The organism is Streptomyces sp. NPDC004667 (assembly GCF_040609475.1).
Lineage (GTDB): Bacteria > Actinomycetota > Actinomycetes > Streptomycetales > Streptomycetaceae > Streptomyces.
The window spans coordinates 1-20798 of record NZ_JBEXKC010000019.1; the positions used below are offsets into that span (position 1 = coordinate 1).

The window sequence follows — 20798 nt, forward strand, 5'->3', positions numbered from 1 at the left end:
GGCGGGCGGGGCGGGCGGGGCGGCCGGAGTGCCCGGCGCGGCCGACGCGGGCGGAATGCCCGGAGCAGCCGGAGTGCCCGGCACGGCCGACGCAGCCCGAGGGCCCGGCGCGGCCGGAGTGCCCGGAACGGCCGACGCAGCCCGAGGGCCCGGAGCCGCCGACACGGCCGGAGCAGCCGACGCGGCCCGAGGGCCCGGAGCCGCCGACACGGCCGGAGCGGCCGGCGCGACCCCGTGGGCCGTGAGCCAGTCCGGGTCGCCGGCCGGCAGGAGGCCCCCGTCGAGCTGGTCCCACGACGCCAGGCAGCCGGAGCCCAGGAAGTGGTGGTTGCCGAGCGCCTCGCGGATGCCGAGGTCGGTCAGGACGGCGGTGGGGATGCCCCGGTGCAGGGACTCCAGGGCGGCGGTGGAGGACACGGTGACCAGCAGGTCGGTGCCGTCCAGTACCTCGCCCATGTTCCCGTACACCAGGCGGCAGTTGGGCGGCAGCCCGCCCGGAAGGCGCTCGGCCAGGCGCTGGTAGGGGTGTTCCTCCAGGTGCGTGGTGTGCTCTCCCGGCCGGCTGCGCAGTTTGACGAGCACCTCCCGGCCCGGGTGCAGCCGGGCGTGCCGGGCGGCGCGCTCCAGGAGGTAGGCGCGGTCGGCGCGGCCCTCCGGGACGGAGGGCTGCACCGCGAAGACCACCCGGTGGGCGCGGTCGCCCGCGCCCTCGTACGCCGCACCCTCCAGGAAGGGCAGGGCGGTCTCGACGACGGCCGCCGGATCGGCGCCCGCCCCCTCGTACACGGCGCGGAAGCGGTCGGCGTCGTGGCGGGAGTTGGCGAGCACCAGGTCGGCGCCGTGCCGCAGCAGGAGCCCGTCGGCGAGCTTCTCGTAGACGACGCCGACGTAGCCGGTGACGAGGACGGGGCGGGCGGCCGGGGCGGGCCACCGGGCGCGCACCCCGTGCAGGACGGCCTGGACGGCGCCGCCGACGAGGGCGAGGACGACCACGTCGTAGTGCCGGCGGCCGAGTTCGGCGAGGAACTCGGCGCAGGTCACCTCCACCGGACCGGCGTCCGCCTCCCCGACGCCCGCCTCGCCGAGCTGGCGCGCGGTGGGGGTGGCCCGGCCGCGCAGTACGTACCCGGTGGGTGCGGGGGCGTCGGGGGCGAGGCGGCGGGCGGTGAGGGCGCCCCATTTCCAGCGCGTGTCGGAATCCGCGAGTACGGCGACGCGTTGATCGGATCGGCTGCTGCTGCGTGGCACTGGCACCCGGCAGAAGCTATTCCGCATTTCCGGTGATCGGCCCAACGAGCGCACAACGGCGGGTTAACAACCCGTCGACGAAATGCGAAAGCGTCCTGGTTAACGCGCCCGCCCCGCGTCGTTCACATGGAATCCGCATCCGGGCCATGGTGAATGCCGGGCCGCGTCCTAATGTCTCGCGGGTGCCCAAGCTCTCTGTTGTCGTGCCGTTCTACAACGTGCAGACGTACGCACCGGATGTCCTGAAGGGACTCGAACTCAACGCGCGTGCGGATTTCGAGTTCCTGCTGGTCGACGACCGCTCCACGGACGGGACGCCCGAGCTCCTGGAGCGCGCGGCGGCGGGCGGACTGCCCGGGGCGGTGCACCTCAGACGGGACCGCAACGGCGGGCTGGCGGCGGCCCGCAACACCGGACTGGACGCGGCGCGCGGCGAGTACATCGCCTTCCTGGACGGCGACGACTGGCCGGCGCCGGGCCACCTGGCCCGTACGCTGGCCGCCATCGAGGCTCTGAACTGCGATTTCGTCCGTACCGACCATGTACAGGTGACGGGTCGGGAGCGGATCGTGCAGCGGGTGCCGTACGGGCCGCAGGGAGTGGTGGGCGATCCGCGCGCGGGGATCCTGCCGACCTCGCGGGCCACGGCGGTGGACTATCCGTACGCCTGGGCGGGGATGTACCACCGGCGGCTGCTGGACCAGGGGCTGCTGCACTTCACGGACGGGCTGCGGACGGCGGAGGACCGGCCGTGGATCTGGCGGCTGCACCGTACGGCGCGGTCCTTCGCGGCGATCGGCGAGGCCGGAATCTTCTACCGGCGCGGCATTTCCACCTCGCTCACCCAGATCGGGGACGAGCGTCAGCTCGATTTCATTCGAGCATTTGATCAAGTACTCGCGGACACCGCCGCGGACCGGGAATCCGAACTCCTGCTCCCCAAGGCCGTCCGAACGTATTGCGCGATTATCGCGCACCATATCGGCAACATCGAAAGGTTCGAACCGGCCGTGGCGAAAAAGCTCCGTGTGATGAGCGCGGAAGCGCTCGGGCGCATGCCGCGGCCCCTGTTGGAACAGGCGCTCGGCTCGATGGACGCCGACCGCTCCGCGCTGCTGCGCAGGCTGCGCCGCCGCACGCCGGCCACCGCTGCTCCCGGGGCCGCCGCGTGAACGGCGAGCACTACGTACACCGCGAGCACCGTGTGAACGGCGAGCACCGCGTGCGCGGCGAGCGCGTCACCCAGGTCTTCCTCGCCTCCACCCTCTACGGGACGGCCACCCTCGCCGCAGCCCTCGACGCGGGCGCCTTCCCGGCTGCCGCCCGCCGGATCCTGCTGACCAGCAACCACTCCCTCACCCCCGAGGTCACCCCCGGCATCGACGCCATGCCGGGCTTCGAGGCGCTGCGGACCCGCTTCGACGAGGTGCGCGACTGGAACGCCTTCCTCGCCCCGCAGCACCCGAGCACCTGGGCCCCGCGCCCGGACGACGTCCCGCTGTGGGAGCGGCAGCTGCGCGCCCTGTGGGGGCTCGGCGGGGACCGGGTCGAGCTGGTGGTGGAGTCCCTCCAGGTGCCGCCCGCGCAGAGCCTGTGCCGGCTGTTCCCGGGCGCGGCGATCGACGTGTACGCGGACGGGCTGATGTCCTACGGCCCCACCCGCTTCCGCCTCGACCCGCAGATCGGCATGCGGGTCCGGCGGGTGCTCCACCTGGACCTGGTCCCCGGCCTGGAGCCGCTGCTGCTGACGGAGTTCGGGGTGCCCCCGGAGCCGGTCCCGGCGCCCGCCTTCCTCAAGGTCATGGCGGAGCTGGCCGGACTGCCCGACGACAGCGGCTACGAGCCCGGCGAGCCCTGCGCCCTCCTGCTGGGCCAGTACCTCTCCGCACTGGACCTGATGTCCCCGGCGCAGGAGGAGGAACTTCACGTCGCGATGGTGCGCGGGGCCTGGGAGCGGGGCCACCGGGAACTGGTCTTCAAACCGCACCCCTCCGCCCCGGCGGCCTACTCCCGGCGGGCGGAGGCGGAGGCCGAACGCCTCGGGGCGCGGCTGACGGTGCTGGACGCGCCCGTACTGGCGGAGACCCTGTACGAGCGGCTGCGCCCCGCGCTGGTGGCGGGCTGCTTCTCCACGGGGCTGCTCACGGCGCGGGCCCTGTACGGGATCCCGGTCGCGCGCACCGGGACCGGCCCGCTGCTGGCCCGCCTGGCCCCGTACCAGAACAGCAACCGGATCCCGCTGACGCTGGTGGACGCGCTGGTCCCGGACCTGGCGGCGGCGCCGGGCGACGGGCCCGGCGCCCCGGAGGACCTGCCCGGTCTGGTCACCGCCGTCGGCTTCGCCATGCAGCCGCGGGTCCTCGCCGACCGGCGGGAGCGGGCCGAGGCCCATCTGGCCCGGTACCTGGGCGGGCGGACCCGGCACTACTTCAACCGGCGCCGGCTCACCACGCTGGGCCTGCCGGGCGGGATCCCCGCGCAGCTGTCCTTCCTGCCCCGCAGCCCCGCCGTGCGCCGGGTCGTGCACCGACTGCGGCGGGGTCTGCGCCGGGTCAGCTGACGGCGAGCTTCGCGGCGAAGCCCAGGAAGATCACGCCGGCCGCCGAGGTGGCCCCGGCAGCGAGCCGCTTGCGGCGGCGGAAGGCTGCGGAGAGGCGGGTGCCGGTGAATATCAGGGTGGACAGGTACAGGAAGCTGACCAGCTGGGAGACGGTCCCCAGCAGCAGGAAGGACAGTGCGGGGTAGGAGTAGTGGGGGTCCACGAACTGCACGAAGAAGGACAGCAGGAAGAGGATCGCCTTCGGGTTGAGCAGGCTCACCACCAGCGCCCGCCGGAACGGCCGCTCGGCGGCGGCGCCGGCGGCCTCCTCCCCGGCCGGGGCCTCCTCGTCGCGCGAGCGGCGGCTGCGCCACATGGCCAGGGCGCCTCGCAGCATGCCCACGGCCAGCCATCCGAGGTACCCGGCGCCGAGCACCTTGACCGCGGTGAACAGCACGGGGCTGGTCTGGAGCAGCGCGCCCGCGCCGACGGCGGCCAGCACCATCAGCACGGTGTCTCCGGTGAACACCCCGGAGGCGGCCTTGTAGCCCTCCTTCACCCCGCGCCGCGAGGCCACGGAGAGCACGTAGAGGGAGTTCGGTCCCGGCAGCAGCACGATCAGCACGACGGCGGCGAGATACGTAGGAAGATCTGTCACACCCAGCATGTGCAGGAGTGTCCCATGGGGACGCACCTGTCGCGCCAGTGAATTCCGTCGCATCCGCCGGCTCGTACGCCGGCCCGTCCGTCGGCCCGTCCGTCAGCTCGGCTCGTACGCCCCCCAGACCTCCCGCAGCACCCCGCACACCTCCCCCACCGTGGCCCGCGCCCGCAGCGCCTCCTTCATCGGGGGGAGCACGTTCTCGGTCCCGGCCGCCGCCCGGCGCAGCGCGGCCAGCGTCCGGTCCACCGCCGCCCCGTCCCGCCCGGCCCGCAGCCGTGCGAGCGCCGCGCACTGGCGGGCCTCGATCGCCGGGTCCACCCGCAGCGGCTCGTAGGGCTCCTCCCGGTCGAGGGCGAACCGGTTGACCCCGACGACCACCCGCTCCCCGGCCTCCTGCTCCCGCACGATCCGGTACGCGTTGGCCTCGATCTCCCCCTTCTGGAAGCCGGCCTCGATCGCCGCGACCGCCCCGCCCAGCTCCTCGATCCTGCGCATCAGGGCGAGCGCGGCCGCCTCCACCTCGTCGGTCATCCGCTCGACCGCGTACGAACCGGCGAAGGGGTCGGCGGTGTGCGGGACGTCGGTCTCGTACGCGAGCACCTGCTGGGTGCGCAGCGCGAGGCGGGCCGACTTCTCCGTGGGCAGGGCGATGGCCTCGTCGAAGGAGTTGGTGTGCAGGGACTGCGTGCCCCCCAGTACGGCGGCCAGCGCCTGCACGGCCACCCGTACGAGGTTCAGCTCCGGCTGCTGCGCCGTCAGCTGGACCCCGGCGGTCTGGGTGTGGAAGCGCAGCATCAGCGACTTGGGGTCGCGCGCGCCGAACTCCTCGCGCATCAGGCGGGCCCAGATCCGCCGGGCCGCCCGGAATTTGGCGACCTCCTCCAGCAGGGTGGTGCGGGCGACGAAGAAGAACGACAGCCGGGGCGCGAACGCGTCGACCTCCATGCCGGCCGCCAGCGCGGCACGGACGTACGCGACGGCGTCGGCGAGGGTGAAGGCGATCTCCTGTACGGGCGAGGCCCCGGCCTCGGCCATGTGGTAGCCGGAGACGGAGATGGTGTTCCACTTCGGGATCTCGGCGCGGCAGTAGCGGAAGGTGTCGGCGGTCAGCCGCAGGGAGGGGCCGGGCGGGAAGATGTACGTCCCGCGCGCGATGTACTCCTTGAGGATGTCGTTCTGTACGGTCCCGGTCAGCAGCGCGGGATCGATGCCCCGCTCCTCGGCGACGAGCTGGTACATGAGCAGCAGCAGGGCGGCCGGGGCGTTGATGGTCATCGAGGTGGAGATCCGGTCCAGGGGGATCCCCTCGAAGAGCGTGCGCATGTCCTCGACGGAGTCCACGGCCACCCCGACCTTGCCGACCTCGCCGCGGGCGAGCGGGGCGTCGGAGTCGTGCCCCATCTGGGTGGGCAGGTCGAAGGCCACGGACAGCCCGGTCCCGCCGCCCTCGATGAGCCGGCGGTAGCGGGCGTTGGACTCGGCGGCCGTGCCGAACCCGGCGTACTGGCGCATCGTCCAGGGGCGCCCGGTGTACATGGTGGGGTGGATCCCCCGGGTGTACGGGTACGCCCCCGGCTCCCCCAGGCTCACCGCCGGGTCCCAGCCCGCCAGGTCCCCGGGCCCGTAGACGGGTTCGATCGGGATGCCACTCTCGCTGCGTGGTGCGGGACGGACCATGACGCGATTCCTCCGTGTCCGTGCTGCCGGCCGGCCGGGGGCTGGTACAACCGTGCCCGCGGCGGCCGCTGGTCACAATGGGGCAACAACGCGTGAACGTCCGCAACTTTCCACGCCAGCGAAGCATCACCCAGATACACGACGTCGAAATCGGGGGACCGCGATGCACCGCCAGAGAGTCATGATCCGTACGCTCGGCCTGGCCGCGGCCGTCGCGCTCGCCGCGACCGGCTGCGGCCCCCAGAAGTCAGGCGCCGGACCGGCGTCGCCCTCCTCGCCGGTGGCGGGTGCTTCGCCCGCGGCCTCCCCCTCCACGCCGGACGACGGCAAGGCGGGGGCGTCCTCGCCCGCGGCGTCCCCGTCGCAGCCGTCCTCCTCCCCGTCGGCCTCCGCGTCGTCCTCCTCCCCCGGGGTGAAGCCGATCATGGCGAACGGGGACGAGAGCGAGCAGATCCGCGAGCTCCAGGCGCGGCTGCGCCAGCTCAAGCTGGTCTCGACGGCGCCCACCGGCTTCTACGGCTCCAAGACGACCGCCGCGGTCAAGAGCTTCCAGTCCCAGCACGGGCTGGGCGCCACCGGTTCGGTGGACGAGGCCACCTGGCAGAAGGTCCAGGGCCTCACCAAGAAGCCGACGGAGGACGAGCTGCGTCCGCCGACGACCAACGAGGTCGACGCCCCGGACCCGCGCTGCATGCAGGGCCGGGTCATGTGCATCAGCAAGGAGAGCCGCACCCTCGCCTGGATGATCGACGGCAAGGTGGTCTCCACCATGGACGTGCGCTTCGGTTCGGAGAACACCCCGACCCGCGAGGGCGAGTTCCAGGTGGGGTGGAAGGCCAAGGAGTGGACGTCGACGATCTACCACACGTCGATGCCGTACTCGATGTTCTTCAGCGAGGGCCAGGCGGTCCACTACTCGTCGGACTTCGCGGCCCGCGGCTACGCCGGCGCCTCGCACGGCTGCGTGAACGTCCGCGACAAGGCCAAGCTGTCGGCGCTGTTCGACCAGGTGAAGGTGGGCGACAAGGTCGTCGTCTACTGGTGAACCCGGTAGCGGATTGAGGGCGCGGGCAGGGCCGGGGGAACGTGCCCCGCCCGCGCCGGTTGCGCAGAGCCCAGGGGTACGGGGGGAACCCCGGCTCATGCGCGGCCGATGACCAGTCGGCTCAATATGTACTGCGCCGGGGGTGCGGAAAGTGTTACTGCCCTCCGTGCGGGGCGTTGCCCTGACGTTTCGGCGGCCGGAGCGGACCCCCGATCCGGGCCGGAAACTACGGCGATTTTCAGCCAGGCGGCAGCACGGAGCCACGCGGCAGCGCGGAGCCGCGGCGGAGCCAGTGGGGAACCGACGGGTCCGGGATCAGCGGGTGCGGAAGCCGAGCGCGCCGCCCGCCTTCGGCGTCTGCGTCGGGAGCAGGGCGCTGCCCGGGTCGACGGTGCCGCTCTGCGGCAGGCCGTCGCGGACCCCGTCCAGCAGGGCCTCGCAGAAGCGCGCGATCTTCGCCGGGGTGCCGGCGAGCCTGGAGAGGCGCTCGCGGCGGTCGTCGTCCATCCGGCCCGAGCGGTAGGCCTGGCACAGGTCGGCGGGCTTGACCTGGGTGTCCGGCTCGCGGTCCTTGCCGCCGGTCTGCTTGTCGGTGACCTTGTCGCGACCGCCGTCCGTACCGGTCCCCGCACCGAATCCCGCACCCGTGCCCGTGGTGCCGGGCGGCAGCGACAGGCTGCCCGAGGGGGCGCCGGGGGGCGTACGGGTCTCCGTACCGGGCATCCGGGAGGCGCCCTGACCGGCGGGCGGCACGCTCTCGCCGCTGCGCGGCGGGGTGGGGCGCGGCTGCGGGACGAGGTCGGGGCCGGCGGTGTCCGCGGCGGGCGCCGGATCGGGACCGGCGCTGATCGAGACGGCGGGAGCGGGGCCCGCGGTGTGATGCGTCACACCGTCCAGCAGGCCACCGGCCGCGGCGGCGGCGATCCCGCCGACGGCGACGCCCGCCAGCGCGGCGGCCAGCCCGAAGCGCACGGGGGCTCCGCCGCGCCGCTGCGCGGGGATCCGTACGCGGGGGAACGGAGCCAGGTCGACCAGCGGTTCGCCGTCGTCGCCCGCGCCCCGCGCGCCGGGCCGGACGGCCTCGGGCGCCGCGGCGCGCGCGGCGCGGAAGGCGGCCACGGCGGCGGCCTCGCCGGGCAGCTCGCCCGCACCGGGACGGGAGGGGGTCAGGGCGTCGAGGGCGGCGCGCAGCCGGGCGGCCTCGGCCCTGGAGCGCGGGTCGGCGCCGGAGGCGACGGGGCCGGTCCCCGGGCACAGCAGCTCGTCCGCCGCGGCCTTGTCCAGCCACGCGTTGTGCTCGTCGGCCATCACATGTCCTTCTGCGTCCGCCAACGTGAATGCGTCACACCGGTTGGTTCCGCCAGGCCCGCATTCCGCGCGCGCTGCGCGGGCACGGCGTCGAGGTCGCGCTCCCGGGCCTGGTCACCGGCATTATGGCCGACCCTGCGGACGGGATCCGCGCCGCGTTCCGCTTCCCCGTCCACGGGACCCGCGGACCCGAACTCGGCGGTCAGCAGTTCGGCGAGCTTCTTGAGCCCCCGGTGCGCGGCCGTGCGGACGGCGCCGGGCCGCTTGCCGAGGGTCTCGGCCGCGCTCTTGGCGTCCAGGCCGACGACCACGCGCAGGACGACGGCCTCCGCCTGGTCCTGCGGGAGCTGCGCGATCAGCGCCATGGTGCGGCCGGTGGACAGGGCCTCCATCGCCTCGCCGGCCGTGTCGCAGTCGGCGGCGCGTCCGCTGAGCTCGGTCTCGTCGCCGCCGATGGCGGGGCGCCGGCCGCGCATGCGGATGTGGTCGAGGGCCCGGTTGCGGGCGATCCGGGCGGCCCAGCCGCGGAAGCGGTCGGCGTCACCGGTGAAGGAGTCGAGGTCGCGGGCGATCTGCAGCCATGCCTCGGAGGTCACGTCCTCGGCGTCGCCGTCACCGACGAGCGTGCGCACGTATCCGAGCAGGCGCGGGTGCACGGCGCGGTACACAGTCCGGAACGCGCTTTCGTCGCCGTCCTGTGCCGCGAGCACCGCGGCGGTCAGCTCCGCGTCGTCCCCCAGCAAAGTCCCCAACCCGTTCGACGTCCTGTACGTGTGGCGCAAATCCGCACGTTACGGCTTTCACGCACCTCTCGTCCACGAGTTGTACAACCAGCAACCAACCCTGCGCGGAGCGGGGTGTGACACAAAACGCACTCCGGACGCTGACAGGGGTACGGGCTTGTCGCACGAGTCCGTGACGGACGGCGACCGGGGCCTCTCCTGTGGGGGGTGGCGGCCTCGGTCGCCCTCCCCTGCTTCCGGCCCGTTCACACCCCTACCGGTGTCATCCTTTCGGCTCACTTACGGGTGAAATCCCCCTATCGGCGGGACACTCCCCCTCAGAGATCGCTAGCGTGGCGGCACACCCACGCCACGCCCCGAGGAGAACTCCGCTGTCCAGCCACCTTCCGGCACAGGTCCGCGGCCCGGTCTCCGCCCCCGGCACCGGGCTGGCGCACTTCAACTCGCTGCCCCCCGACGCCGCCCGGACGGCCCTGACGCACTGCTGCGGCAGCCCGCGGTGGGCGCAGCGGATGGCCGCCCACCGCCCGTACCCGGACACCGCGTCGCTGCTGGCGGCGGCCGACGAGGCCTCGTACGACATGTCCCAGGGCGACCTGACGGAGGCGCTGGCGCGGGAGTCCTCGGCCGAGCTGGGCCGCGGGGCCCCGTACGCGGCGCTCCTCGCGCTCGACGCGGCGCGGGCGCAGTACGAGCGGACCTTCGGCCACGCCTTCGTGATCTGCCTGGACGGGCACCCGCCGGAGGAGCGGGTGGACCAGCTGCTGGCCGCGATCCGCCGCAGGCTCGCCCACGAGGTGGACGAGGAACGCTCCCTCGCGGCGGACGAGCTGCGCATGGTCGCCCGCTCCCGGCTGGCCCGACTGCTGACCCGGCTGGCGGCCCCTGCCGGACAGGACCCCGACGATGGGCTGTCCGAGGCCGATTCCGGGCTATTCGCCCCCGTGGGATAGCCCGTCCGTGCCTGTTTGATCACACCGATGGACCCGGCGCAAGGGAACCGACAAAGCGTCGCTACGATGTCCGGGGCCGGTGGACCGTACCCGGCCGGGCCCGACCGACAAAGAAGCCGGCTGGCCCCCGCCCCGCTTCCGGAGGGTTTTCCGTGCCGGCTGGAACGTTGTACCGCGGCCGGGAAGGAATGTGGTCCTGGGTGGCTCATCGAGTCACCGGCGTCCTCATTTTCTTCTTCCTGTTCGTACACGTCCTCGACACCGCTCTCGTCCGCGTCTCCCCTGAGGCGTACGACGATGTCGTGGCTACCTACAAGACTCCGATCGTCGCGCTGCTGGAGTACGGCCTCGTCGCCGCCATCCTGTTCCACGCGCTCAACGGTCTCCGTGTCATCGCAGTGGACTTCTGGTCCAAGGGACCGCGCTACCAGAAGCAGATGCTCTGGTCCGTCGTCACCGTCTGGATCATCCTGATGATCGGGGCCCTCTACCCCGTCCTCGGCCACGCCTACCGCGTTCTGTTCGGGGAGTGACACGCATGTCTTCTGACACTTCTTCCGCCCGGGCGATCGGTGACGTCGAAGGCGTCTCCCTCTACGACGTCGAGAACCCGGCGCCGTACATCGAGGCCCCGCGCAAGCGCACCGGCAAGACGCCCCGCTCGACCCGCGGCAACTTCGAGATGGCCGCGTGGCTCTTCATGCGCCTCTCGGGCATCGTCCTGGTCGTGCTGGTCATCGGCCACCTGGTCATCCAGCTGGTGCTGGACGGCGGCGTCTCCAAGATCGGCTTCGCCTTCGTCGCCGGCCGCTGGGCATCCCCGTTCTGGCAGGTCTGGGACCTGCTGATGCTGTGGCTGGCCATGCTGCACGGCGCCAACGGTCTGCGTACCGTCATCAACGACTACGCGGAGCGCGCCAACACGCGGCTGTGGCTGAAGGGCCTGCTCTACACCGCCACGGTGTTCACCATCCTTCTGGGCACGCTGGTGATCTTCACCTTCGACCCGAACATCCGCTAGGCAACGGGGCTGAGGCGAATCCCATGAAGATCCACAAGTACGACACCGTCATCGTCGGCGCCGGTGGCGCGGGCATGCGCGCCGCCATCGAGGCGACGAAGCGCAGCCGCACCGCCGTGCTGACGAAGCTGTACCCCACCCGCTCCCACACGGGCGCCGCGCAGGGCGGCATGGCCGCCGCGCTGGCCAACGTGGAGGACGACAACTGGGAGTGGCACACCTTCGACACGGTCAAGGGCGGTGACTACCTGGTCGACCAGGACGCCGCCGAGATCCTGGCGAAGGAGGCCATCGACGCGGTCCTCGACCTCGAGAAGATGGGCCTGCCGTTCAACCGCACCCCGGACGGCACCATCGACCAGCGCCGCTTCGGCGGTCACTCCCGCAACCACGGCGAGGCGCCGGTCCGCCGGTCCTGCTACGCCGCGGACCGCACGGGCCACATGATCCTCCAGACGCTGTACCAGAACTGCGTCAAGGAGGGCGTGGAGTTCTTCAACGAGTTCTACGTCCTGGACCAGCTGCTGGTCGAGGTCGACGGCGTGACGAAGTCCGCCGGTGTGGTCGCGTACGAGCTGGCCACCGGCGAGATCCACATCTTCCAGGCGAAGGCCGTCATCTACGCCTCCGGCGGCACCGGCAAGTTCTTCAAGGTGACCTCCAACGCGCACACCCTCACGGGTGACGGCCAGGCGGCCTGCTACCGCCGCGGCCTGCCCCTGGAGGACATGGAGTTCTTCCAGTTCCACCCGACGGGCATCTGGCGCATGGGCATCCTGCTGACGGAGGGCGCCCGCGGTGAGGGCGGCATCCTCCGCAACAAGGACGGCGAGCGCTTCATGGAGAAGTACGCGCCGGTCATGAAGGACCTCGCGTCCCGTGACGTCGTCTCGCGCTCCATCTACACGGAGATCCGCGAGGGCCGCGGCTGCGGTCCCGCCGGCGACCACGTGTACCTGGACCTGACGCACCTCCCGCCGGAGCAGCTGGACGCGAAGCTCCCGGACATCACGGAGTTCGCGCGCACCTACCTGGGCATCGAGCCGTACACGGACCCGATCCCGATCCAGCCCACCGCGCACTACGCCATGGGCGGCATCCCGACCAACGTCGAGGGTGAGGTCCTGGCGGACAACACCACCGTCGTCCCCGGCCTGTACGCGGCCGGCGAGGTCGCGTGCGTGTCGGTGCACGGCGCCAACCGCCTGGGCACCAACTCGCTGCTGGACATCAACGTCTTCGGCAAGCGGTCCGGCATCGCGGCGGCGAAGTACTCGGCCGAGAACGACTTCGTCGAGCTGCCGGAGAACCCGGCGCAGCAGGTCGCCGACCTGGTCGAGCACCTGCGCAACTCCACGGGCAAGGAGCGGGTCGCCGACCTGCGCCTGGAGCTCCAGGAGACGATGGACGCGTGCGTGATGGTGTTCCGCACGGAGCAGACCATCAAGACCGCGGTCGAGAAGATCGCGGAACTGCGCGAGCGCTACAAGAACGTGTCCGTCCAGGACAAGGGCAAGCGCTTCAACACGGACCTGCTGGAGGCCATCGAGCTGGGCAACCTGCTCGACCTGGCCGAGGTCATGGCCGTGTCCGCGCTGGCGCGCAAGGAGTCCCGCGGCGGTCACTACCGCGAGGACTACCCGAACCGCGACGACGTCAACTTCATGCGCCACACCATGGCGTACCGCGAGGTCGGCGCCGACGGCAAGGACTCCGTCCGGCTGGACTACAAGCCCGTCGTCGTCACCCGCTACCAGCCGATGGAGCGTAAGTACTGATGGCCACCCCCACCCTGGACAAGATGGAGGCGGCGGCCGCCGCCTCGCCGTTCATCACGGTCACGTTCCGGATCCGCCGGTTCAACCCGGAGGTCTCGGACGAGTCGACCTGGCAGGACTTCCAGGTCGAGATCGACCCGAAGGAGCGCGTGCTCGACGGTCTCCACAAGATCAAGTGGGACCTCGACGGCACGCTGACCTTCCGCCGCTCGTGCGCGCACGGCATCTGCGGCTCCGACGCGATGCGGATCAACGGCAAGAACAGGCTCGCCTGCAAGACGCTGATCAAGGACATCAACCCGGAGAAGCCGATCACCGTCGAGGCCATCAAGGGCCTCACGGTGATGAAGGACCTCGTGGTCGACATGGAGCCCTTCTTCCAGGCGTACCGCGACGTCATGCCGTTCCTGGTCACCAAGGGCAACGAGCCGACGCGCGAGCGCCTGCAGTCCGCCGAGGACCGCGAGCGCTTCGACGACACCACCAAGTGCATCCTGTGCGCCGCGTGCACGTCCTCGTGCCCGGTGTTCTGGAACGACGGCCAGTACTTCGGCCCGGCGGCGATCGTCAACGCCCACCGCTTCATCTTCGACTCGCGCGACGAGGCCGGCGAGCAGCGGCTGGAGATCCTGAACGACAAGGACGGCGTGTGGCGCTGCCGCACGACCTTCAACTGCACCGACGCGTGCCCGCGTGGCATCGAGGTCACGAAGGCCATCCAGGAAGTCAAGCGCGCCCTCATCACGCGCCGCTTCTGACCTTCCCGGTCGTAGTCCCACGTACGAGGCCCCGCTCCCCGGAACATGTCCGGGGAGCGGGGCCTCGTCGCGTCCGTTCACTCCGGGGGGGTGAAGGGGCAAGCGGAAGAACCTTTCATCGGACGAGCGGCACCACGTACGGCGGTACGGTCACCGGCGTCGCTTGAACCGGAGCGCCGTCCGCACCCACACTGAGAGAAGGAGGTGCTTTCCATGTCCGCTCTCGCCCACGAGGCGCCGTGCGACCCAGGTCTCGACGAAGTCCTCTGGCAGGCCTGGAAGGCGATGGACCTTCCGGAGGGCTACCGGGCCGAGATCATCGAAGGGGCCATCGAGGTGTCTCCCACCGGCCGTCGCCGTCACGGCGTACTCACCAACCGCCTCCGCTGGCTCTTGGAAGCCCACCTCGGGGATACCGGTCTCAGGGTGTTCCAGGACGTCAACGTCATCCGTGGGCGCAAGGTCTGCGTTCCCGACCTCTTCGTGGGCCCGGAGGACCTGGACGAGATCCCCGACGAGGAGGGGCTCGGAGTGGACGCCACCCGTGTCCCCCTCGTCGCCGAGGTCGTCTCCCCCGGCACGGACGCCCACCGTCGGGACCACATCCGCAAGCAGCGCTGGTACGCCCAGGCCGGGATCCCCGTCTACCTCGTCATCGACGACTTCGACGAGCAGGGCACGGTGACCGTGTTCAGTGGGCCGGACCCGGAGAGGGCCACGTACGCCACGAAGACCTCCGTCGCGTACGGGACCCCCGTCACCGTCCCCGACGGGGGTCCCGTCAAGGGACTGGAGATCACCGAGGCCCTGACGCGCCCCTAGGTGCGGGAGCAGGGGCCGCTCAGGGGTGGTTCAGGGATGGGCCCGGTGGTTCGGGGGGCTGCTGCGGTACAGAGTTGCGGGCATGACGAACCCCGTGAACTCCCGCCCCTGCACAGCCCGTTGGACCGGACTCGCCGCCGCCGGCGCGGTTCTCGTGGCGGTCTGCGCCACCACTCTGCCGGCCTCCGCCGCGACCGCCGGACCGCGGCCGTCCGCGGTGGGTTCCACCCTGCGCGGACCGGCACCGGTCGACCGTCGGGCCCTCGCGCGGCTGATGACGCCGGACGACGTGGCGAACGGCACCATGGTCCGGATCACCGGGCCGGGCGTGCACCTGACCGAGACGACCGGACGGCTCTCGCGGGACCCGGCCGCGTACTTCCGCATCGGCAGCATCACCAAGCTGTTCACCTCCGCGGTGGTCCTCCAGCTCGTGGGCGAAGGCAGGTTCACGATGGACACCCCCGTCCAGGAGATCCTCCCCGGAACCCTCCCCGCCGGGTGGGCGCCGATCACCGTGCGCCAGCTGCTGAGCCACACCAGCGGTCTCGGGAAGCCGTGCGTGGCCCCCGAGAACCCCGGCTCGCCCACCCCGGACGCCGTGGTCGCGGCCCTCACCGACCCCAGGTGCCCCGCCGCCCAGTCCCCCGTCACCGTCCAGCAGTACAACGGCCTGAACTACTTCCTGCTCGGCCTGGTCGTCGAGAAGACCACCGGCCACCCGTACGCCGAAGAGGTGCAGCGCCGCATCGCCCGGCCGCTCGGGCTGCGCCACACCTACCTCCCCCGGCCCGGCGACACCTCGATCCCCGCGCCCTCGCTGGCCGAACCCGTCGCCGACGACCCCTGGGCCTGGGCCGAGGGCGGCATGATCTCCAATGCCCCGGACCTGGAGCGCTTCCTGCGGGCCCTGCTGGGCGGCCGGCTGCTGGCCCCCGCGCAGCAGGCCGAGCTGTTCCGGATGCCGGCCCTCTCGGCGACCGCGGACGTTCCGTTCAGCATGGGCGGCCTGGCGCGGGGCGAACTGGACGACGGCACCCCCGCCTGGGGCAAGACCGGCTCCAAGGCCGGGGGCGTCAACGGCCTGTTCGGCACCCAGGACGGCAAGCGCGTCCTGGTCTACTCGTACACGGCGGTCGGCGACGACGCGGACAAGCAGCGCAAGCGGGCCGAGGACCTCATCGAAGCCGCGTTCTGACCGCCGGCGCGGGCCGCCTGCCCGCCCCGGTCAGGCGCCGACGTAGGCCGCGAGGTGTTCGGCCGTGAGGGTGGAGCGGGCGGCGACCAGGTCGGCGGGGGTGCCCTCGAAGACGATCGTCCCGCCGTCGTGGCCGGCGCCGGGGCCGAGGTCGATGATCCAGTCGGCGTGCGCCATGACCGCCTGGTGGTGCTCCACGACGATGACCGACTTGCCGGAGTCGACCAGCCGGTCGAGCAGGCCGAGCAGTTGCTCGACGTCGGCGAGGTGCAGGCCCGCGGTCGGCTCGTCGAGGACGTAGACCCCGCCCTTCTCCCCCATGTGCGTGGCCAGCTTCAGCCGCTGCCGCTCGCCGCCGGACAGCGTGGTCAGCGGCTGGCCGAGGCTGAGGTAGCCGAGGCCGACGTCGGCGAGCCGGGTGAGGATGCGGTGCGCGGCCGGGGTACGGGCCTCGCCGTCGCCGAAGAACTCCTCGGCCTCGGTGACCGACATCGCCAGCACCTCGCTTATGTCACGTCCCCCGAAGCGGTGTTCCAGCACCGAGGCGTGGAACCGCTTCCCGTCGCACTCCTCGCAGGGGGCCGCCACGCCCGCCATCATCGCCAGGTCGGTGTAGACGACCCCGGCGCCGTTGCAGGTGGGGCAGGCGCCCTCGGAGTTGGCGCTGAACAGCGCCGGCTTCACGCCGTTGGCCTTGGCGAAGGCCTTGCGGATCGGGTCGAGGAGTCCCGTGTACGTCGCCGGGTTGCTCCGGCGGGAACCGCGGATCGGGCCCTGGTCGATCGAGACCACGCCCTCGACGGCGGATCCGGGGGTCAGTGACCCGTGCACGAGCGAGCTCTTGCCGGAGCCGGCGACGCCCGTGACGACGGTGAGCACCCCCAGCGGGACGTCGACGTCGACGTCCCGCAGGTTGTTCGTGCTCGCGCCGCGGATCTCCAGCGCCCCGGTGGGCGTGCGGACCTCCGCCTTGACCTTGGCCCGGTCGTCGAAGTGGCGGCCGGTGACGGTGCCCGCGTCCCGCAGCCCCTCGACGGTGCCCTCGAAGCAGACGGTGCCGCCGCCCGAGCCCGCGCCCGGACCGAGGTCGACGACGTGGTCGGCGATCGCGATGACCTCCGGCTTGTGCTCCACGACGAGGACGGTGTTGCCCTTGTCGCGCAGGCGCAGCAGCAGGCCGTTCATCCGCTGGATGTCGTGGGGGTGCAGGCCCGTGGTGGGCTCGTCGAAGACGTAGGTGGTGTCGGTGAGCGAGGAGCCGAGGTGGCGGATCATCTTGACGCGCTGCGCCTCGCCGCCCGAGAGCGTGCCGGCCGGCCGGGCGAGCGAGAGGTAGCCCAGCCCGATCTCCACGAAGGAGTCGAGGGTCTGGCACAGCGTGGCCAGGAGCGGGGCCACCGAGGGTTCGTCGAGGGCGCCGGCCCACGCGGCGAGGTCGCTGATCTGCATCGCGCAGGCGTCGGCGATGGAGATTCCGCCGATCTTCGAGGACCGGGCGCCCTCGCTGAGCCGGGTGCCGTCGCAGTCGGGGCAGACCGTGAAGGCGACCGCCCGCTCGACGAAGGCCCGGACGTGCGGCTGGAGGGCGTCGACGTCCTTCGCCAGCATCGACTTGCGGAGCTTGGGGATGAGGCCCTCGTAGGTCAGGTTGATCCCGTCGACCTTGATCTTGGTCGGCTCCTTGTGGAGCAGGTCCGCCAGCTCCCGCTTGGTGTACTTGCGGATCGGCTTGTCCGGGTCGAAGAAGCCGCAGCCCGCGAAGATGCGGCCGTACCAGCCGTCCATGCTGTAGCCGGGGATGGTGAGCGCGCCCTCGTTCAGGGACTTGGTGTCGTCGTAGAGCGCGGTGAGGTCGATGTCGCTGACGGAGCCCCGGCCCTCGCAGCGCGGGCACATGCCGCCGGTGATGCTGAAGCTGCGGCGCTCCTTGACGGTCTGCCCGCCGCGCTCCACGGTGACCGCGCCCGCGCCGCTGATCGAGGCGACGTTGAAGGAGAAGGCCTTGGGCGAGCCGATGTGCGGCTGTCCGAGGCGGCTGAAGAGGATGCGGAGCATGGCGTTGGCGTCGGTGGCGGTGCCGACCGTGGAGCGGGGGTCGGCGCCCATCCGCTGCTGGTCGACGATGATCGCGGTCGTCAGCCCTTCGAGCACGTCGACCTCGGGCCGGGCCAGGGTGGGCATGAAGCCCTGGACGAAGGCGCTGTAGGTCTCGTTGATCAGCCGCTGCGACTCGGCGGCGATGGTGCCGAAGACCAGGGAGCTCTTGCCGGAGCCGGAGACACCGGTGAACACCGTCAGGCGGCGCTTGGGGAGCTCGACGCTGACGTCCTTGAGGTTGTTCACGCGTGCGCCGTGCACCCGGATCAGATCGTGGCTGTCCGCCGCGTGCGGCGCCGGCGCCGGCGTGCCCGTCCTCGTGGCCCTGCTCATCGTGTGGTGTCTCCCTCTGGCTCTGGCTCTGGCTCTAGCTCTTGCGGGGCTGGGTGAAGCGGAGCATGTTGCCCGCCGGGTCGCGGAAGGCGCAGTCACGGACCCCGTACGGCTGGTCGATCGGCTCCTGGAGCACGTCCGCGCCGGCCGCCCGGAGGCGTTCGAAGGTGGCGTCGACGTCGTCGGTGGAGAAGATCACGCCGCGCAGCAGGCCCTTGGCCAGCAGTTCCGCCATCGCCTGGCGGTCGGCGGGCGAGGCGCCGGGGTCGGCGAGCGGGGGTTCGAGGACGATCTCCACGTCGGGCTGCTCGGGGGAGCCGACGGTCACCCAGCGCATGCCCTCGAAGCCGACGTCGTTGCGGACCTCCAGGCCGAGGACGTCGCGGTAGAAGGTGAGCGCCTTGTCGTGGTCGTCGACGGCGATGAAGCACTGCGAGAGGTTGATGGTCATGCCTCGACGCTACGAGGGGGCGGCCGATTTCGCTTCTCCGTTCCTGACCGGTCGCGTGGAGACCTTCGCGACGCAGGCCGGAACCGCGGCGCCGTCCTCGTGGGAGCGGGCCCGGTAGGCGCTGGGGCTCTCGCCGACGAGTTCGCTGAAGCGGGAGCTGAAGGAGCCGAGCGAGGTGCAGCCGACCGCGAAGCAGACGTCCGTCACGCTCATGTCGCCGCGGCGCAGCAGGGCCTTGGCCCGCTCGACGCGGCGGGTCATCAGGTAGCTGTAGGGGGTCTCCCCGTAGGCGGCGCGGAAGCTGCGGGAGAAGTGCCCGGGTGACATGAGGGCGACCTTGGCCAGAGCGGGGACGTCGAGCGGCTGCGCGTAGTCGCGGTCCATCGTGTCCCGGGCGCGGCGCAAGCGGACGAGGTCCTCCAGGTTCATGCCTCTCAGCATCGCACGGCGACTGCCGCGGAAGCCGGGCGAACAGAGAGCTTGAACCTGTTCAAAAAGAGGTCTAGAGTCATCGACGTCAGCAGTTGAACATGTTCAAAGGGGGCTGAGGGCAATGGACCTCACCGTGGTCGCGTACGTCATCTACCTGGTCATCAGCATCGGACTCACCATCTGGGTGGCCCGTACGCTCAGCCGCAACGGCCGCGTCTTCATCGGCGACGTGCTGCAAGGCAACGAGAAGCTCGCGGACGCCGTCAACCACCTCCTGGTGGTCGGGTTCTACCTGGTGAACATCGGCTTCGTGACCCTCTACCTGCGCTCGGGGGAGACGGTCCTCGAAGCGCGCGGCCTCTTCGAGGCCCTCTCGGTGAAGATCGGCGTCGTCCTGCTCGTCCTCGGCGTCATGCACCTGGGCAACGTGTGGGTGCTCAACAGGATGCGCCGCCGCGGGATCATGGAGCGCCGGCAGACCCCGCCGGTCACCCCGCAGGCCTGGACCGCTCCGGCCGGGGCCTGACCGGTGACGCGGACCGCACGGGGCGGCATGCGCCACCTGACCGTCCTCTACGACGCGAACTGCCCGGTGTGCGTGCACATCCGGCACTGGCTGCTCGGGCAGCGCCACCTCGTACCGCTCCTGTTCGTGCCCGCCACGTCCGCCGAGGCGTGGCGGCGGTTCCCCCGGCTCGACCACTCCGAGACCCTGCGGGAGATCACCGTGGTCGGGGACCAGGGGCAGGTGTGGACCGGGACGGACGCCTTCATCGTGTGTCTGTGGGCACTGGCCGAACACCGGCCGAAGGCGAACTGGCTGGCCACCCCGGCCGGCCGGCCCTTCGCCAAGGCCGCCATGTACACGGCCGCCGCCGTCCGGCACGCGGTACGTACCGATTCCGGGGCGGAACCCGGAGAACCGGCCTGTGACGACCAGTGCTCCGTCCCCCGATAGGGTCGGACACCGTGACAGATCAGAAGGCTCCCAAGAGCGAGCAGACCCGCACGCTCATCCTCGAAACCGCGCTCCGGCTCTTCCAGGAGCGCGGGTTCGACAAGACGACCATGCGGGGCATCGCCAAGGAGGCGGGGGTCTCGGTCGGCAACGCGTACTACTACTTCGAGTCGAAGGAACACCTGGTCCAGGGCTTCTACGACCGGATCGGCGCGGCGCACCAGAAGGCGGTCCGGCCGATCCTGGACCAGGAGACCGATCTCCAGAAGCGGCTCGCGGGCGTTCTGACGAGCTGGCTGGACATCGCGGCGCCGTACCACGAGTTCGCTTCGCAGTTCTTCAAGAACGCGGCGGACCCGGAGAGTCCGCTCAGCCCCTTCTCCCCCGAATCGGAACCGGCGCGCAACGCCGCGATCGACATGCACCGCGAGGTGCTGGCGGGGGCGAAGACCAAGGTGCCGGCCGAGCTGGCCGACGTCCTGCCCGAGCTGATGTGGCTCTCGCAGATGGGCCTGGTCCTGTACTGGGTCTTCGACCGCTCCCCCGACAGCGAGAAGACGCGGCGGCTGGCCGAGCGCGGCGCGCAGCTGACCACGCGGGGCATCGTCCTGGCCCGGTTCCGGGTGCTGCGGCCGCTGGTGCGGGAGGTGCACGAGCTGTTCGCGGACTTCCTGCCGGGCATGGCCCAGACGGCGGTCTCGCGCGGCAAGCGGGCCTCGGACCCGCACCCCGGGGAGGAGTGAGGATCCGGGACCCGCTCGCCCCCTCCCCGC

At 71.7% G+C, this 20798-nt stretch carries 21 protein-coding genes; 13 read left to right on the forward strand and 8 right to left on the reverse strand.

What is annotated here, in order from left to right:
* On the reverse strand, positions 1 to 1275 hold a 1275-nt coding region (locus ABZW32_RS13430), incomplete at its 3' end, for a DUF6716 putative glycosyltransferase (RefSeq protein WP_356214992.1).
* 155 nt (positions 1276 to 1430) lie between these two features.
* Here ABZW32_RS13430 and ABZW32_RS13435 point away from each other — a divergent pair.
* Complete coding sequence (locus ABZW32_RS13435) at positions 1431 to 2420, forward strand: glycosyltransferase (protein ID WP_356214994.1); 990 nt, start codon at positions 1431 to 1433, stop codon at positions 2418 to 2420.
* Between the two features lie 50 nt (positions 2421 to 2470).
* Entirely contained in the window at positions 2471 to 3808 is a 1338-nt protein-coding gene (locus ABZW32_RS13440; RefSeq protein WP_356215158.1) for a polysialyltransferase family glycosyltransferase, read from the forward strand.
* On the opposite strand, the gene leuE is transcribed toward ABZW32_RS13440, so the two are convergent.
* Positions 3801 to 4454, reverse strand: a complete 654-nt coding sequence (gene leuE, locus ABZW32_RS13445; RefSeq protein ID WP_356214996.1) for a leucine efflux protein LeuE — start codon at positions 4452 to 4454, stop codon at positions 3801 to 3803. The two genes, ABZW32_RS13440 and leuE, sit on opposite strands and share 8 nt — an antisense overlap.
* Before the next feature lie 93 nt (positions 4455 to 4547).
* On the reverse strand, positions 4548 to 6128 hold the full coding sequence (locus tag ABZW32_RS13450; protein WP_356214998.1) for a methylmalonyl-CoA mutase family protein: 1581 nt from the start codon (positions 6126 to 6128) through the stop codon (positions 4548 to 4550).
* A 181-nt stretch (positions 6129 to 6309) separates the two neighbouring features.
* On the opposite strand from ABZW32_RS13450, the gene ABZW32_RS13455 reads away from it, so the two are divergent.
* Complete coding sequence (locus tag ABZW32_RS13455) at positions 6310 to 7173, forward strand: L,D-transpeptidase family protein (protein ID WP_356215000.1); 864 nt, start codon at positions 6310 to 6312, stop codon at positions 7171 to 7173.
* 315 nt (positions 7174 to 7488) lie between these two features.
* Here the strand turns inward: ABZW32_RS13455 and ABZW32_RS13460 are convergent, their stop codons facing one another.
* Positions 7489 to 8481, reverse strand: a complete 993-nt coding sequence (locus tag ABZW32_RS13460) for a hypothetical protein (protein ID WP_356215002.1) — start codon at positions 8479 to 8481, stop codon at positions 7489 to 7491.
* On the reverse strand, positions 8481 to 9224 hold the full coding sequence (locus tag ABZW32_RS13465; protein WP_356215159.1) for an RNA polymerase sigma factor: 744 nt from the start codon (positions 9222 to 9224) through the stop codon (positions 8481 to 8483). The genes ABZW32_RS13460 and ABZW32_RS13465 overlap by 1 nt, the downstream gene beginning before the upstream one ends.
* Positions 9225 to 9556: 332 nt before the next feature.
* On the opposite strand from ABZW32_RS13465, the gene ABZW32_RS13470 reads away from it, so the two are divergent.
* From ABZW32_RS13470 to ABZW32_RS13500, 7 genes are all read left to right on the forward strand, one after another.
* On the forward strand, positions 9557 to 10177 hold the full coding sequence (locus ABZW32_RS13470; protein WP_356215004.1) for a 2-oxo-4-hydroxy-4-carboxy-5-ureidoimidazoline decarboxylase: 621 nt from the start codon (positions 9557 to 9559) through the stop codon (positions 10175 to 10177).
* Between the two features lie 152 nt (positions 10178 to 10329).
* Positions 10330 to 10710 (forward strand): succinate dehydrogenase, cytochrome b556 subunit, encoded by a 381-nt coding sequence (gene sdhC / locus ABZW32_RS13475; RefSeq protein WP_356215006.1) that lies wholly within the window; start codon positions 10330 to 10332, stop codon positions 10708 to 10710.
* A 5-nt stretch (positions 10711 to 10715) separates the two neighbouring features.
* On the forward strand, positions 10716 to 11198 hold the full coding sequence (locus tag ABZW32_RS13480; RefSeq protein ID WP_030231015.1) for a succinate dehydrogenase hydrophobic membrane anchor subunit: 483 nt from the start codon (positions 10716 to 10718) through the stop codon (positions 11196 to 11198).
* Positions 11199 to 11221: 23 nt separating this feature from the next.
* The gene (sdhA, locus tag ABZW32_RS13485) at positions 11222 to 12976 is read left to right on the forward strand and encodes a succinate dehydrogenase flavoprotein subunit (protein ID WP_356215008.1); all 1755 of its coding nucleotides are present in this window, start codon (positions 11222 to 11224) and stop codon (positions 12974 to 12976) included.
* Positions 12976 to 13734, forward strand: a complete 759-nt coding sequence (locus ABZW32_RS13490; protein WP_356215010.1) for a succinate dehydrogenase iron-sulfur subunit — start codon at positions 12976 to 12978, stop codon at positions 13732 to 13734. The genes sdhA and ABZW32_RS13490 overlap by 1 nt, the downstream gene beginning before the upstream one ends.
* Before the next feature lie 213 nt (positions 13735 to 13947).
* On the forward strand, positions 13948 to 14556 hold the full coding sequence (locus ABZW32_RS13495; RefSeq protein WP_356215012.1) for a Uma2 family endonuclease: 609 nt from the start codon (positions 13948 to 13950) through the stop codon (positions 14554 to 14556).
* Positions 14557 to 14638: 82 nt separating this feature from the next.
* Positions 14639 to 15754 (forward strand): serine hydrolase domain-containing protein, encoded by a 1116-nt coding sequence (locus ABZW32_RS13500; RefSeq protein WP_356215014.1) that lies wholly within the window; start codon positions 14639 to 14641, stop codon positions 15752 to 15754.
* A gap of 30 nt (positions 15755 to 15784) precedes the next feature.
* Here ABZW32_RS13500 and ABZW32_RS13505 read toward each other — a convergent pair whose 3' ends face one another.
* The 3 genes from ABZW32_RS13505 to ABZW32_RS13515 are packed head-to-tail and all read right to left on the reverse strand — an operon-like array spanning position 15785 to position 19064.
* Positions 15785 to 18184, reverse strand: a complete 2400-nt coding sequence (locus tag ABZW32_RS13505; RefSeq protein WP_356215016.1) for an excinuclease ABC subunit UvrA — start codon at positions 18182 to 18184, stop codon at positions 15785 to 15787.
* Positions 18185 to 18218: 34 nt separating this feature from the next.
* Positions 18219 to 18635, reverse strand: a complete 417-nt coding sequence (locus ABZW32_RS13510) for a VOC family protein (protein WP_356215018.1) — start codon at positions 18633 to 18635, stop codon at positions 18219 to 18221.
* A 9-nt stretch (positions 18636 to 18644) separates the two neighbouring features.
* Positions 18645 to 19064, reverse strand: coding sequence for a helix-turn-helix transcriptional regulator (locus ABZW32_RS13515; RefSeq protein WP_356215020.1), 420 nt, complete (start codon positions 19062 to 19064; stop codon positions 18645 to 18647).
* A gap of 124 nt (positions 19065 to 19188) precedes the next feature.
* Here ABZW32_RS13515 and ABZW32_RS13520 point away from each other — a divergent pair, with 124 nt between their 5' ends.
* From ABZW32_RS13520 to ABZW32_RS13530, 3 genes are read left to right on the forward strand one after another with little or no spacing between them, the layout of a single operon-like run.
* Positions 19189 to 19593, forward strand: a complete 405-nt coding sequence (locus ABZW32_RS13520) for a hypothetical protein (RefSeq protein ID WP_356215022.1) — start codon at positions 19189 to 19191, stop codon at positions 19591 to 19593.
* 27 nt (positions 19594 to 19620) lie between these two features.
* Complete coding sequence (locus ABZW32_RS13525; protein WP_356215161.1) at positions 19621 to 20025, forward strand: DCC1-like thiol-disulfide oxidoreductase family protein; 405 nt, start codon at positions 19621 to 19623, stop codon at positions 20023 to 20025.
* An 11-nt stretch (positions 20026 to 20036) separates the two neighbouring features.
* Positions 20037 to 20768 (forward strand): TetR family transcriptional regulator, encoded by a 732-nt coding sequence (locus ABZW32_RS13530; RefSeq protein ID WP_356215024.1) that lies wholly within the window; start codon positions 20037 to 20039, stop codon positions 20766 to 20768.
* The last annotated feature ends 30 nt before the right edge of the window (positions 20769 to 20798 follow it).